Origin of the sequence: Pseudomonas sp. CCI4.2 (assembly GCF_034350045.1) — a bacterium.
Lineage (GTDB): Bacteria > Pseudomonadota > Gammaproteobacteria > Pseudomonadales > Pseudomonadaceae > Aquipseudomonas.
The window spans coordinates 1,938,408-1,953,869 of the sequence record NZ_CP133781.1 but is presented as its reverse complement, the minus strand read 5'-3'; the positions used below and the strand labels follow the sequence as shown (position 1 = coordinate 1,953,869).

Genomic DNA, 15,462 nt, shown 5'->3' with positions numbered 1-15,462 from the left:
CAGATCATCGATTACGCGATGATCTTGGCTACGACGCCAGCGCCGACGGTACGACCGCCTTCACGGATAGCGAAACGCAGGCCATCTTCCATCGCAATGGTCTTGATCAGCGTAACAACCATTTTGATGTTGTCGCCAGGCATAACCATTTCAACGCCTTCTGGCAATTCGCAGTTACCAGTCACGTCAGTTGTACGGAAGTAGAACTGCGGACGGTAGCCTTTGAAGAAAGGAGTATGACGACCGCCTTCTTCTTTGCTCAGAATGTAAACTTCAGCTTCGAACGTAGTGTGCGGCTTAACCGAACCCGGCTTAACCAGAACCTGGCCACGCTCCACGTCGTCACGCTTGGTACCGCGCAACAGAACGCCGCAGTTTTCGCCTGCACGGCCTTCGTCGAGCAGCTTACGGAACATTTCAACGCCAGTGCAGGTGGTGACAACAGTGTCACGCAGACCAACAATTTCCAGCGAATCTTGAATCTTAACGATACCGCGCTCGATACGACCAGTCACAACAGTACCGCGACCAGAGATCGAGAATACGTCTTCGATCGGCATCAGGAACGGCTTGTCGATAACACGGATTGGATCTGGGATGTAAGTATCCAGAGTCTCAACCAGTTTACGAACGGCAGTGGTGCCCATCTCGTTGTCATCTTGACCATTCAATGCCATCAGCGCGGAGCCGATGATGATTGGAGTGTCGTCACCTGGGAAGTCGTAAGTGCTCAGCAGATCGCGCACTTCCATCTCAACCAGCTCCAACAGCTCAGCGTCGTCAACCATGTCAGCCTTGTTCAGGAAGACAACGATGTACGGAACGCCAACCTGACGGGACAGCAGGATGTGCTCACGAGTTTGCGGCATCGGACCATCAGCAGCTGAACAAACCAGAATCGCGCCATCCATCTGCGCAGCACCAGTGATCATGTTCTTCACATAGTCAGCGTGACCTGGGCAGTCAACGTGAGCGTAGTGACGGATCTTTGAGTTGTACTCAACGTGTGCGGTGTTGATGGTGATACCACGAGCTTTTTCTTCCGGAGCGCTGTCGATTTTATCGAAAGCAACAACGGCGCTACCGAAGATCTCGGAGCAAACACGGGTCAGAGCAGCAGTCAACGTGGTTTTGCCATGGTCAACGTGACCGATGGTGCCAACGTTTACGTGCGGTAAATCACGTACAAATTTTTCTTTAGCCACGACAATTAACTCCTAGCCTAAAGGGGCTGAATCAGCCTTGTTTTTTAGTGACAGCTTCGACGATATGCGACGGAGCTACATCGTATTTTTTGAATTCCATAGAGTAGCTTGCGCGACCCTGAGACATGGAGCGAACGTCGGTCGCATAACCGAACATCTCACCCAACGGAACCTCGGCGCGAATCACTTTGCCGGAAACCGTATCTTCCATACCCAAGATCATGCCGCGACGACGATTCAGGTCGCCCATCACGTCACCCATATAGTCTTCAGGCGTCACAACTTCTACTGCCATCACTGGCTCAAGCAGAACGCCACCGCCCTTGGAAGCCAATTGCTTGGTCGCCATGGAAGCAGCCACCCTGAACGCCATCTCATTTGAGTCGACGTCATGGTAAGAACCATCGAACACAGTAGCCTTCAGGCCGATGAGCGGATAGCCGGCAACAACGCCGTTCTTCATCTGCTCTTCGATACCCTTCTGGATAGCCGGGATGAATTCCTTAGGAACCACACCACCTACTACTTCGTTCACAAATTGCAGACCTTCCTGACCTTCGTCAGCCGGTGCAAAACGGATCCAGCAGTGGCCGAACTGACCACGACCGCCAGACTGGCGCACGAACTTGCCTTCGATCTCACAGGCCTTCGTGATTTTCTCACGATAGGAAACCTGAGGCTTACCAATGTTGGCTTCGACGTTGAACTCACGGCGCATCCGGTCTACCAGGATGTCCAGGTGCAACTCGCCCATGCCAGAGATGATCGTTTGACCAGTCTCTTCATCAGTTTTGACGCGGAAAGATGGATCTTCCTGAGCAAGCTTGCCCAGAGCGATACCCATTTTTTCCTGGTCATCCTTGGTCTTCGGCTCAACGGCGACCGAAATAACCGGCTCCGGGAAGTCCATACGAACAAGAATGATCGGCTTGTCAGCCGAACAAAGGGTGTCACCCGTGGTGACGTCCTTCATACCAATCAAGGCCGCGATGTCACCAGCGCGCACTTCCTTGATTTCTTCACGGGTGTTCGCATGCATTTGCACCATACGACCAACACGCTCTTTCTTGCCCTTGACCGAGTTGATCACGCCGTCACCGGAGCTCAACACGCCCGAGTAAACGCGCACGAAAGTCAGAGTACCCACGAATGGGTCAGTAGCAATTTTGAAAGCCAGAGCCGAGAACGGTTCGGCATCGTCTGCATGACGCTCCATCGCGACTTCTTCATCATCAGGATCGGAACCCTTGATGGCTGGAATGTCGGCTGGAGCCGGCAGGAAGTCGATGACAGCATCAAGAACCAAAGGAACACCTTTGTTCTTGAAAGAAGAGCCACAGACAGCAAGGACGATCTCACCAGCGATAGTACGCTGACGCAGAGCAGCCTTGATTTCGTCGATGGTCAGCTGTTCCTCATTGAGGTACTTGTCCATCAGCTCTTCAGAAGCTTCGGCAGCAGCCTGGACCATGTTGTCGCGCCATTCAGCAGCGAGCTCAAGCATGTCCGCAGGAATTGCTTCGCGACGAGGAGCGGCACCTTTGTCAGCATCATCCCAGTAAACCGCTTCCATGTTGATCAGATCAACCTGACCCTGGAAGTTGTCTTCTGCACCGATAGCCAACTGGATCGGCACCGGAGTGTGACCCAGACGCTTTTTGATCTGCTCAACCACACGCAGGAAGTTCGCACCAGCACGGTCCATCTTGTTTACATAAACAAGACGTGGAACGCCGTACTTGTTGGCTTGACGCCATACGGTTTCCGACTGAGGCTCAACACCTGAGGTGCCACAGAACACAACTACCGCGCCATCGAGTACGCGAAGCGAACGCTCAACTTCAATTGTGAAGTCAACGTGGCCCGGGGTATCGATGATGTTAAAACGATACTTGTCGAACTGCTTGGCAGAGCCTGCCCAGAAGGCCGTGGTCGCAGCGGAGGTGATAGTAATACCACGCTCCTGCTCCTGCACCATCCAGTCCATGGTCGCGGCGCCGTCATGCACCTCGCCCATTTTATGGTTTACGCCGGTGTAAAAAAGGACGCGCTCAGTGGTGGTGGTTTTACCAGCATCCACGTGAGCAACGATACCAATGTTACGGTAGCGGTTAATCGGAGTAGTACGAGCCATAAAGCCCTCGCAAAATTAGTGACGCTAAAATTAGAAGCGGTAGTGCGAGAAAGCCTTGTTGGCTTCAGCCATACGGTGCACGTCTTCACGCTTCTTAACTGCAGCACCTTTACCTTCAGCAGCGTCCATCAATTCACCAGCCAAACGCAGAGCCATAGACTTTTCGCCACGCTTACGCGCGAAGTCTACAAGCCAGCGCATTGCCAGAGCATTACGACGGGACGGGCGAACTTCAACAGGAACCTGGTAAGTAGCACCGCCTACACGGCGCGACTTCACTTCGACCAGCGGAGCGATGGCGTCGAGAGCTTTCTCGAAGATTTCCAGGGGATCGCTGTTCTTGCGCTCTTTAACTTTTTCCAGCGCGCCATAAACGATACGCTCGGCAACGGCTTTCTTGCCGCTTTCCATAACGTGGTTCATGAACTTAGCCAAAATCTGGCTGCCGTATTTTGGATCGTCAAGCACATCGCGCTTGGCTGCTACGCGTCTTCTTGGCATGGATAAGCCCTCAAACGGTCTTCAGGTTAGCTCGGGACCACTGCACTCTTGCGAGGCGCGCCCGACCTTACTCTTATCGACTCAGAAAAATAGAAATCTGCAATTTACTACGAAGCGTCAAATTACTTCTTCGGACGCTTGGTACCGTATTTCGAGCGACCTTGGTTACGACCTTTAACACCGGAAGTATCCAGGGAGCCACGAACGGTGTGGTAACGAACACCTGGCAAGTCTTTTACGCGACCGCCACGGATCAATACAACACTGTGCTCTTGCAGGTTGTGACCTTCGCCACCGATGTACGAGGAAACCTCGAAACCGTTGGTCAGGCGCACACGACATACTTTACGCAATGCCGAGTTAGGTTTTTTCGGCGTAGTGGTATACACGCGAGTGCATACACCACGACGTTGCGGGCAGTTCTGCAGCGCAGGTACGTCGGATTTCTCGACGATACGCTTACGCGGCTGACGTACCAGCTGGTTGATCGTTGCCATCTTAAGCTCCACTGTTGTCTTTCGACGCTATTGCTTTACGAAAAAGCAAGATGGCAGGACATCAGTCCCGCCAAATTTAGGGGTACAAGAGTCTAAAGAGGATCCTGTCCCCAGTCAAGGCAAAGCCCCAACATCTCCGACCATAAAGACAGCAGAATTATCTCTACCGCTTCAGGCCGAAAATGCCAGGGCTCTACTCTCAATTACCGCTGGAGTTCAACGCTTCGGTCAGTGCTGCTTCCACTTCACTCGCGCTAACACGCGTCGGCTTGTCTGCTTCACGACGACGCTTACGCTCGCTGTGGTAAGCCAGACCAGTACCGGCCGGAATCAAACGACCCACGACCACGTTCTCTTTCAGGCCGCGCAAGTAATCGCGCTTGCCAGTCACGGCCGCTTCGGTCAACACGCGGGTTGTCTCCTGGAAGGAGGCCGCAGAGATGAACGACTCGGTGGACAGCGATGCCTTAGTAATACCCAGCAATACACGGGTGAACTTGGAAACGAATTTCTCGTCCGCGCTCAGACGCTCATTCTCTACCAGAACGTGCGTCAACTCCATCTGATCACCTTTGATGAACGTGGAATCGCCAGACTCAGCGATCTCAACTTTACGCAACATCTGACGAAGAATCGTCTCGATGTGCTTATCGTTGATTTTCACGCCTTGCAGACGATATACGTCCTGGATCTCATTAACGATGTACTTGGCCAGCGCACTCACACCCAACAACCGCAGGATATCGTGCGGGTCGCTTGGACCATCGGAGATAACTTCACCGCGGTTCACTTGCTCGCCTTCGAAGACGTTCAGGTGACGCCACTTAGGAATCAGCTCTTCGTACGGATCGCTACCGTCATTCGGGGTAATAACCAAACGGCGCTTGCCTTTAGTTTCCTTACCGAATGCAATGGTGCCGCTGACTTCTGCCAAGATCGAGGCTTCTTTCGGGCGACGCGCTTCGAACAAGTCAGCTACGCGTGGCAGACCACCCGTAATGTCGCGAGTTTTCGACGTTTCTTGCGGTATACGAGCGATAACATCACCGATCGCAACCTGCACACCATCCGCAACACCGACCAAGGCGTTGGCTGGCAGGAAGTACTGAGCCGGTACGTCTGTACCAGGTAGCAGCAGGTCCTTGCCATCCACACCCACCATCTTAACGGCAGGACGGATATCTTTACCGGCTGCAGGACGGTCTTTGGCGTCGAGAACTTCGATGTTGGTCATACCGGTCAATTCGTCGGTCTGACGCTTGATCGTGATGCCTTCTTCCATGCCCACGTAGGTCACGGTACCTTTCATCTCGGTGACAATTGGGTGAGTGTGCGGATCCCACTTGGCCACGATGGCGCCAGCGTCGACCTTATCACCCTCTTTAACCGATATCACGGCACCGTAAGGCAGCTTGTAACGCTCGCGCTCACGACCGTAGTCATCAGCAATCGCAAGCTCACCCGAACGAGATACCGCAACCAGGCAACCATCTACCCGCTCAACGTGCTTCAGGTTATGCAGACGGACAGTACCGCCATTCTTAACCTGAACGCTGTCAGCAGCGGAGGTCCGGCTTGCCGCACCACCGATGTGGAACGTACGCATGGTCAGCTGCGTACCTGGCTCACCGATGGACTGAGCGGCAATAACGCCGACTGCTTCACCAATGTTGACCTGGTGTCCGCGAGCCAAATCACGGCCGTAGCATTTGGCGCAGATACCGAAACGGGTTTCGCAGCTGATCGGCGAACGCACGATCACTTCATCGATGCTATTCAGCTCGATGAACTCAACCCATTTCTCGTCAACCAAGGTGCCAGCAGGAACGATGATGTCATCGGTACCCGGCTTGAATACGTCGCGGGCGATTACTCGACCCAATACGCGTTCGCCCAATGGCTCAACAACGTCACCGCCTTCAATGTGAGGCGTCATCAGCAGGCCATGCTCGGTACCGCAATCAACCTCGGTAACGACCAGATCCTGCGCGACGTCTACCAAACGACGAGTCAGATAACCGGAGTTCGCGGTTTTCAACGCGGTATCCGCCAAACCCTTACGAGCACCGTGAGTGGAGATGAAGTACTGAAGTACGCTCAAACCTTCACGGAAGTTCGCGGTGATCGGCGTTTCAATGATCGAGCCGTCTGGCTTGGCCATCAAACCACGCATACCTGCAAGCTGACGAATCTGTGCAGCCGAACCCCGGGCGCCGGAGTCAGCCATCATGTACATCGAGTTGAACGACTCTTGGTCGACCTCGACGCCGTGACGGTCGATAACGCGCTCTTTCGAGAGGTTCGACATCATCGCCTTCGACACTTCGTCGTTAGCTTTGGACCAAAGGTCGATTACCTTGTTGTACTTCTCGCCCTGGGTTACCAGGCCTGATGCGTACTGGGCTTCGATTTCTTTAACTTCGTCGGTAGCAGCTTCGATGATGCGAGCTTTTTCATCAGGGATAACGAAGTCGTTAACGCCGATGGAGACACCCGAAATGGTCGAATAAGCAAAACCGGTGTACATCAATTGGTCAGCGAAAATTACGGTTTCTTTCAAACCAACCACGCGATAGCACTGGTTGATCAGTTTAGAGATCGCTTTTTTCTTCATCGGCTGGTTGACCACGTCATACGACAGGCCGGCCGGGACCACTTGGAACAACAGCGCGCGGCCGACAGTGGTGTCGACGATACGGGTGTTCTTGACGCTTCCGCCGTCACGATCGTTAACCGTTTCGTGGATGCGGACTTTGACTTTGGCATGCAGCGCGGCTTCGCCGGCGCGGAATACACGGTCAACTTCCTGCAGATCCGCGAACACTCGACCCTCGCCCTTGGCGTTGATCGCTTCACGAGTCATGTAGTACAGACCCAATACAACGTCCTGCGACGGGACGATGATTGGCTCACCGTTGGCTGGCGACAGAATGTTGTTGGTCGACATCATCAGCGCACGCGCTTCGAGCTGAGCTTCCAGCGTCAACGGTACGTGGACGGCCATCTGGTCGCCGTCGAAGTCGGCGTTGTACGCAGCGCAGACCAACGGGTGAAGCTGGATAGCTTTACCCTCGATCAGAACCGGTTCAAACGCTTGGATACCCAGACGGTGAAGAGTTGGTGCACGGTTGAGCAACACTGGGTGTTCGCGGATGACTTCAGCGAGAACGTCCCAAACTTCTGGCAATTCACGCTCAACCATTTTCTTGGCGGCTTTAATGGTGGTAGCGAGACCACGCATTTCCAACTTGCCAAAAATGAACGGTTTAAACAGCTCGAGAGCCATTTTCTTAGGCAGACCGCACTGGTGCAGACGCAGGGTCGGGCCTACGGTAATTACCGAACGACCCGAGTAGTCAACACGCTTGCCGAGCAAGTTCTGACGGAAACGACCCTGCTTACCCTTGATCATGTCAGCCAAGGATTTCAGAGGACGCTTGTTGGAACCGGTAATCGCGCGACCGCGACGACCGTTGTCGAGCAGTGCATCGACCGCTTCCTGCAACATACGCTTTTCGTTGCGCACGATGATGTCCGGAGCGGACAGATCAAGCAGACGCTTCAAGCGGTTGTTACGGTTGATTACTCGACGATACAGATCGTTAAGGTCAGATGTAGCGAAACGACCGCCATCAAGCGGAACCAAAGGACGCAGATCTGGCGGCAGAACCGGCAGAACGGTCAGAACCATCCACTCAGGAAGGTTGCCGGAACCTTGGAAGGCTTCCATCAACTTCAGGCGCTTGGACAGCTTTTTGATTTTGGTCTCGGAGTTGGTTTGCGGAATTTCTTCGCGCAGACGGCCAATCTCGTGCTCCAGATCGATAGCGTGCAGCAGTTCGCGGACAGCTTCAGCACCCATACGGGCATCGAAGTCATCGCCGAACTCTTCGAGCGCTTCAAAATACTGCTCGTCGTTGAGCAACTGCCCTTTTTCAAGGGTGGTCATGCCTGGATCGATAACGACATAGCTCTCGAAATAGAGAACGCGTTCGATATCACGCAGGGTCATGTCCATCAGCAAGCCGATACGGGACGGCAGCGATTTCAAGAACCAGATGTGTGCAACTGGCGAGGCCAGTTCGATGTGAGCCATACGCTCGCGACGAACTTTTGCCAGTGCGACTTCAACGCCGCACTTCTCGCAGATTACACCGCGGTGCTTCAAGCGCTTGTACTTACCGCACAAGCACTCGTAATCCTTGACCGGGCCAAAGATCTTGGCGCAGAACAGGCCGTCACGCTCAGGCTTGAACGTACGGTAGTTGATGGTTTCCGGCTTTTTAACTTCACCGAACGACCACGAACGGATCATCTCAGGCGATGCCAATCCGATACGGATGGCGTCGAACTCTTCGACTTGACCCTGGTTTTTCAGCAAATTCAATAGGTCTTTCAAGGCCTTTCCTCCTGGCGGAGCAGGGAGCAGGCAATACCGCCCTGCCCCCAATTCGCGTCACGTGTTATTCGGTTTCCAGATCGATATCGATACCGAGCGAACGAATTTCTTTGATCAGTACGTTGAAAGACTCGGGCATGCCCGGCTCCATACGGTGATCGCCGTCCACGATGTTTTTGTACATCTTGGTCCGACCGTTCACATCGTCCGACTTCACTGTGAGCATTTCTTGCAGAGTGTAAGCCGCGCCGTATGCTTCCAGCGCCCACACTTCCATCTCCCCGAAACGCTGACCACCGAACTGAGCCTTACCACCCAGCGGCTGCTGGGTGACCAGGCTGTAAGAACCAGTGGAACGCGCGTGCATCTTGTCGTCCACCAAGTGGTTCAGCTTCAGCATGTACATGTAGCCAACAGTGACCGGACGCTCAAACTTGTTACCGGTACGACCGTCGAACAGCTGCATCTGGCCGCTTTCTGGCATATCTGCCAGTTTCAGCATGGCCTTGATTTCGCTTTCCTTGGCACCGTCGAAGACCGGCGTAGCCATTGGAACGCCGCCACGAAGGTTCTTCGCGAGATCCAGAATTTCTTTATCGGACAGATCTTCCAGACTTTCTTGGCGACCGCCGATTTCGTTGTAGATCTCGTTCAAGAACTTACGCAGGTCTACAACTTTACGCTGCTCTTCCAGCATGCGGTTGATCTTCTCGCCCAAACCTTTAGCTGCAAGGCCAAGGTGAGTCTCAAGGATCTGACCGACGTTCATACGCGAAGGTACGCCCAGCGGGTTGAGGACGATATCTACCGGGGTGCCATTGGCATCGTGCGGCATGTCTTCAACTGGCATGATTACGGAAACCACACCTTTGTTACCGTGGCGACCGGCCATCTTGTCGCCCGGCTGGATGCGGCGACGGATTGCCAAGTAAACCTTAACGATTTTCAGAACGCCAGGTGCCAGGTCATCGCCTTGCTGCAGCTTGCGCTTCTTGTCTTCGAACTTGTCGTCCAGAAGGCGGCGACGATCAACGATATAAGCTTGGGCTTTTTCGAGTTGATCGTTCAGAGCATCCTCAACCATGCGCAGTTTGAACCACTGACCATGCTCAAGACCGTCGAGTGTTTCGTCGGTGATGTCCTGACCTTTCTTCAGACCTGCGCCGCCTTCAGCCTTACGGCCAACCAAAGCGGAACGCAGACGTTCAAAAGTTGCGCCTTCAACGATGCGGAACTCTTCGTTCAAGTCTTTGCGAATTTCATCGAGTTGGGTCTTCTCGATCGACAGGGCACGAGCATCACGCTCAACACCATCACGAGTAAACACTTGAACGTCGATAACAGTACCCTTGGTACCGGTAGGTACGCGCAGGGAAGTGTCCTTAACGTCGCTCGCTTTCTCGCCGAAGATTGCACGCAACAGTTTCTCTTCCGGGGTCAGCTGAGTCTCGCCTTTCGGAGTGACTTTACCAACCAGGATGTCGCCTGCGCCTACTTCAGCACCTACATAGACAATACCGGCTTCATCAAGCTTGTTCAGTGCAGCTTCACCCACGTTAGGGATGTCTGCAGTGATTTCCTCAGGCCCAAGCTTGGTGTCACGGGCCACACAGGTCAGTTCCTGAATGTGGATCGTGGTGAAACGGTCTTCTTGGACTACACGCTCCGAAAGGAGGATGGAGTCTTCGAAGTTGTAACCGTTCCATGCCATGAACGCGATGCGCATGTTCTGACCAAGTGCCAGCTCACCCATATCGGTGGATGGACCGTCAGCCATGATGTCGCTGCGCTCAACTCGATCACCCTTGCTCACCAGCGGGCGCTGGTTGATGCAGGTGTTCTGGTTGGAGCGGGTGTATTTGGTCAGGTTATAGATGTCTACGCCGGCTTCACCGGTTTCAACTTCATCATCAGCAACACGAACCACAATACGGCTAGCATCTACCGAATCGATCACGCCGCCGCGACGAGCAACAACACAAACGCCTGAGTCACGAGCAACGTTACGCTCCATCCCGGTGCCGACCAACGGCTTATCGGAACGCAGGGTCGGTACTGCTTGGCGCTGCATGTTCGAACCCATCAACGCACGGTTGGCGTCATCGTGTTCAAGGAACGGGATCAACGAGGCTGCAACCGAAACTACCTGCTTCGGCGAAACGTCCATCAACGTGACGTCTTCCGGCGCCTTGACGGTGAATTCGTTGAGGTGACGTACCGCAACCAATTCATCAACCAGATGACCGGTTTCGTTCATTGTCGCCGAAGCTTGAGCGATAACGTGATCCGCTTCTTCAATTGCCGACAGGAAAACGATCTCGTCAGTTACCAGCGCGTCTTTAACAACACGGTATGGGCTTTCGAGGAAGCCATACTTGTTGGTACGCGCATAGGCCGCCAATGAGTTGATCAGGCCGATGTTCGGACCTTCTGGCGTTTCAATCGGGCATACACGACCGTAGTGAGTAGGGTGTACGTCACGAACTTCAAAACCAGCACGCTCACGAGTCAAACCGCCGGGGCCGAGCGCTGAAACACGACGCTTGTGGGTGATCTCTGACAGCGGGTTGTTCTGGTCCATGAACTGCGAAAGCTGGCTGGAACCGAAGAACTCCTTCACCGCTGCCGCAACCGGCTTGGCGTTGATCAGGTCCTGCGGCATCAAGCCTTCGCTTTCCGCCATCGACAAGCGCTCTTTAACTGCACGCTCTACACGCACCAGACCTACACGGAACTGGTTTTCAGCCATTTCGCCAACGCAACGAACACGACGGTTACCCAAGTGGTCGATGTCGTCGACAATACCTTTGCCGTTACGGATATCAACCAGAGTCTTGAGGACGGCGACGATATCTTCTTTGCACAACACGCCCGAACCTTCGATCTCGGTACGACCGATACGACGGTTGAACTTCATCCGGCCGACCGCAGACAGGTCGTAACGCTCAGGGCTGAAGAACAGGTTGTTGAATAGCGTTTCGGCTGCATCTTTTGTTGGTGGCTCGCCAGGACGCATCATCCGATAGATTTCGACCAGCGCTTCCAATTGGTTGCTAGTGGAGTCTATTTTCAGCGTATCCGAGACGAACGGTCCGCAGTCGATATCGTTGGTGTACAACGTTTCGATACGGACAACCTGAGATTTGGCGATTTTTGCAATAATCTCAGTGTTCAGTTCAGTGTTGCATTCAGCGATGATTTCGCCAGTCGCAGGGTGCACGATGACCTTGGCGGTAGTACGACCCAGGACATAGTCCAGAGGCACTTCCAGCTCTTTGATCCCGGCTTTTTCCATCTGGTTAACATGGCGAGCGGTAATCCGTCGGCCTTGCTCGACAATGACCTTGCCTTTGTCATCCAGAATATCCAATACCGCAATTTCACCACGAAGGCGCTGAGGAATCAGCTCCAGATTCAGGTTTTCACCCTGCACGTGGAAGATGTTGGTGGTGTAGAACGCATCGAGCACTTGCTCAGTCGTGTAGCCGAGTGCGCGCAACAATACGGACGCAGGCAGCTTACGACGACGGTCGATACGAACAAACACGCAGTCTTTCGGATCGAACTCGAAGTCCAACCACGAACCACGGTATGGAATAATACGCGCGGAATAGAGCAGTTTACCGGAGCTGTGCGTTTTGCCGCGGTCGTGATCGAAGAACACGCCCGGGGAACGGTGCAACTGGGAAACGATTACGCGCTCGGTACCGTTGATTACGAAGGTACCGTTTTCAGTCATCAGTGGGATTTCACCCATGTAGACTTCTTGCTCTTTGATGTCCTTGATCGCTTTGTTCGACGATTCTTTGTCGAAAATGATCAAACGAACCTTGACCCGCAAAGGCACAGCGTAAGTCACACCGCGCAGCACGCACTCTTTGACATCAAATGCCGGTTCGCCCAAGCGATAACCCACATACTCCAGCGCAGCATTGCCGGAGTAGCTGATGATCGGGAAAACGGATTTGAAGGCTGCATGCAGACCGACGTCGCGGAACTGATCTTTGGTCGCTCCCGCTTGCAAGAATTCGCGATACGAATCCAGCTGGATGGCCAATAGATACGGCACATCCATTACGTCCGGCAACTTGCTAAAGTCCTTGCGGATACGTTTTTTCTCAGTATATGAGTAAGCCATCAGCGTTCCCCAGCTTGGTCACCTGCTTGTTTGGCTCCTCCCGACGGGAGCAACCAGAAAATCGTGCAAACCCCTTGGTTTGCGCCACCGCATCGGGTGGGTCTTGCGCGCTATAGAGGCCAACTAGGTCAGCGATCTATAACGGAAAAAGGCCGGTGGCAAGAGCCACCAGCCATCAGCCTTTTGCTTTACGCTTGGGCTGGAGACACAAGTCGATACTTACTTCAGCTCGACTTTAGCGCCTGCTTCTTCCAGTGCAGCTTTGGCTTTGTCAGCAGCGTCTTTCGATACTGCTTCCAGAACCAACGAACCAGCACCAGCGTCAACTACTGCTTTGGCTTCTTTCAGGCCCAGACCTGTCAACTCACGTACAGCCTTGATCACGTTGACTTTTTTGTCGCCAGTTTCAGTCAGGATCACGTTGAATTCGGTTTGCTCTTCAGCAACAGCAGCAACAGCAGCTGGACCAGAAGAACCGGCAGCAGCAGTAACGCCGAATTTTTCTTCGAAAGCTTTGATCAGCTCAACAACCTGCAGAACAGACATTTCAGCTACGGCGTTGAGGATATCGTCTTGAGAGATAGACATGACTCTAATTCCTAATTGGGGGACGGCCTACACGGCCATCAAAATAAACAAAAAAGCGCGAGAGGAAGTGCTCAGCCTTAAGCTGCGGCAGCTTCTTTTTGCTCGCGAATAGCCGCCAGAGTACGAGCCAATTTGCTGGTAGCGCCTTGAATCACGCTCATCAGCTGAGAAATTGCTTCGTTACGGGTCGGCAGAGTTGCCAGTACGTCGATCTGGTTAGCCGCGAGGTACTTGCCCTCAAACGCAGCTGCCTTGATCTCGAACTTATCCTGACCTTTCGCGAATTCTTTGAACAAACGGGCAGCAGCACCAGGATGTTCATTGGAAAAGGCGATCAAGGTCGGGCCGGTGAACACGTCGTTGAGAACACTGTATTCAGTGTCAGCAACTGCGCGCTTGAGCAAAGTGTTACGTACTACTCGTACGTAAACGCCTGCTTCACGAGCCTCTTTACGGAGTCCGGTCATAGCGCTAACTGTCACACCACGGGCATCAGCCACGACAGCAGACAGAGCAGCTTTGGCAGCCTTGTTGACTTCAGCGACGATGGCCTTCTTGTCTTCAAGTTTAATTGCCACGGGTTTAACTCCTGCTTGTTACCGTTTCATCCAGCCGAAGCCGGATGTCGTTTTGGTGTCTGATTCGGTAAGGAACCGGGAGCACCATCTGCGTAGGCTTGAGGTTTAAGGCTTGCGCCGCCTACGGTCTTGGATAGCCCCCGCCAGGCAGGGACCCCAATTTTCATGGATGCAGTGGAACACATCCATTTTGTCTTACGCGTCCAACGACCCTTGGTCGATGATCAAACCTGGGCCCATAGTGGTGCTCAGGGTAACGCGCTTGACGTAAATACCTTTCGAAGAAGCTGGCTTGATACGCTTCAAATCAGCGATCAGCGCTTCTACGTTTTCCTTCAGCTTGGTAGCGTCGAAACCGACTTTACCAACTGAGGTGTGGATGATGCCGTTTTTGTCGGTGCGATAACGAACCTGACCAGCTTTTGCGTTTTTAACGGCAGTAGCTACGTCGGGGGTTACGGTACCAACTTTAGGGTTAGGCATCAGGCCACGTGGGCCGAGGATCTGACCCAACTGACCAACAACACGCATCGCGTCCGGGGAGGCAATAACAACGTCGAAGTTCAGGTTGCCTGCTTTCATTTCAGCAGCCAGGTCGTCCATACCAACGCGATCAGCGCCGGCAGCCAAAGCGGCTTCAGCAGCTGGGCCTTGGGTGAACACTGCAACGCGAACGGTCTTGCCAGTGCCGTGTGGCAGCACAGTAGCGCTACGAACAACCTGATCAGATTTACGCGGATCAACGCCAAGGTTCACAGCGATATCTACAGATTCGCTGAATTTGACGGTCGACAGCTCGGTCAGCAACGCAGCAGCATCTACGAAGTTATAGGCTTTGCCCGCTTCGATTTTGCCGGCGATAGCCTTTTGGCGCTTAGTTAGCTTAGCCATTACACACCCTCCACGTTGAGGCCCATGCTACGAGCAGAGCCGGCGATGGTACGCACGGCTGCATCCATATCAGCTGCAGTCAGATCCGCATTTTTTGCTTTTGCGATATCTTCCAGCTGCGCACGAGTAACAGTGCCAACCTTAACGGTGTTTGGACGAGCGGAACCGCTAGTCAAACCTGCAGCCTTCTTCAGCAGAACCGAAGCCGGGGTGCTTTTCGTTTCGAAAGTAAAGCTACGATCACTGTAAACAGTGATGATCACGGGAGTCGGCAAGCCTGGCTCAATACCCTGAGTACGGGCGTTGAACGCTTTGCAGAATTCCATGATGTTCACGCCGTGCTGACCCAATGCAGGACCAACAGGCGGGCTAGGGTTAGCCTGAGCGGCTTTCACTTGCAGCTTGATGTAAGCGGTGATTTTCTTGGCCATGAGGCACTCCAATTACGGGTTCAGACGCCTAAAAAGGCTCCCCGGTTACTTGCGCGTTTATCCCAGTGACGACAAAACCCCACAGCCTAGGGCTGCGGGG

The 15,462-nt window shown here is 53.6% G+C and carries 10 protein-coding genes; all 10 read right to left on the bottom strand.

What is annotated here, in order from left to right; all coding sequences use genetic code 11:
* Positions 1-11: 11 nt before the first annotated feature.
* The 10 genes from tuf to rplK all read right to left on the bottom strand — a co-directional run bounded on the left by tuf (position 12) and on the right by rplK (position 15,362).
* The gene (gene tuf, locus RHM65_RS08730) at positions 12-1,205 is read right to left on the bottom strand and encodes an elongation factor Tu (protein ID WP_322166335.1); all 1,194 of its coding nucleotides are present in this window, start codon (positions 1,203-1,205) and stop codon (positions 12-14) included.
* A gap of 31 nt (positions 1,206-1,236) precedes the next feature.
* Positions 1,237-3,339: an elongation factor G gene (fusA, locus tag RHM65_RS08725; protein ID WP_322166336.1), complete on the bottom strand. Its 2,103-nt coding sequence runs from the start codon at positions 3,337-3,339 to the stop codon at positions 1,237-1,239.
* 30 nt (positions 3,340-3,369) lie between these two features.
* Positions 3,370-3,840 (bottom strand): 30S ribosomal protein S7, encoded by a 471-nt coding sequence (gene rpsG, locus RHM65_RS08720; protein ID WP_003400433.1) that lies wholly within the window; start codon positions 3,838-3,840, stop codon positions 3,370-3,372.
* Positions 3,841-3,962: 122 nt separating this feature from the next.
* Positions 3,963-4,337, bottom strand: a complete 375-nt coding sequence (gene rpsL, locus RHM65_RS08715) for a 30S ribosomal protein S12 (protein ID WP_213879453.1) — start codon at positions 4,335-4,337, stop codon at positions 3,963-3,965.
* Between the two features lie 199 nt (positions 4,338-4,536).
* Positions 4,537-8,736: a DNA-directed RNA polymerase subunit beta' gene (gene rpoC / locus RHM65_RS08710; RefSeq protein ID WP_322166337.1), complete on the bottom strand. Its 4,200-nt coding sequence runs from the start codon at positions 8,734-8,736 to the stop codon at positions 4,537-4,539.
* 64 nt (positions 8,737-8,800) lie between these two features.
* The gene (gene rpoB, locus RHM65_RS08705) at positions 8,801-12,874 is read right to left on the bottom strand and encodes a DNA-directed RNA polymerase subunit beta (protein WP_322166338.1); all 4,074 of its coding nucleotides are present in this window, start codon (positions 12,872-12,874) and stop codon (positions 8,801-8,803) included.
* Positions 12,875-13,093: 219 nt separating this feature from the next.
* Positions 13,094-13,462 carry a 50S ribosomal protein L7/L12 gene (gene rplL, locus RHM65_RS08700; RefSeq protein WP_322166339.1) on the bottom strand — a complete coding sequence of 123 codons (369 nt, stop codon included), beginning with the start codon at positions 13,460-13,462 and terminating at the stop codon, positions 13,094-13,096.
* 77 nt (positions 13,463-13,539) lie between these two features.
* Entirely contained in the window at positions 13,540-14,040 is a 501-nt protein-coding gene (rplJ, locus tag RHM65_RS08695) for a 50S ribosomal protein L10 (RefSeq protein ID WP_322166340.1), read from the bottom strand.
* Positions 14,041-14,235: 195 nt separating this feature from the next.
* Positions 14,236-14,931, bottom strand: coding sequence for a 50S ribosomal protein L1 (rplA, locus tag RHM65_RS08690; protein ID WP_322166341.1), 696 nt, complete (start codon positions 14,929-14,931; stop codon positions 14,236-14,238).
* Positions 14,931-15,362, bottom strand: coding sequence for a 50S ribosomal protein L11 (gene rplK, locus RHM65_RS08685; RefSeq protein WP_065833634.1), 432 nt, complete (start codon positions 15,360-15,362; stop codon positions 14,931-14,933). Before rplK ends, rplA begins: the two co-directional genes overlap by 1 nt.
* Between the last annotated feature and the right edge of the window lie 100 nt (positions 15,363-15,462).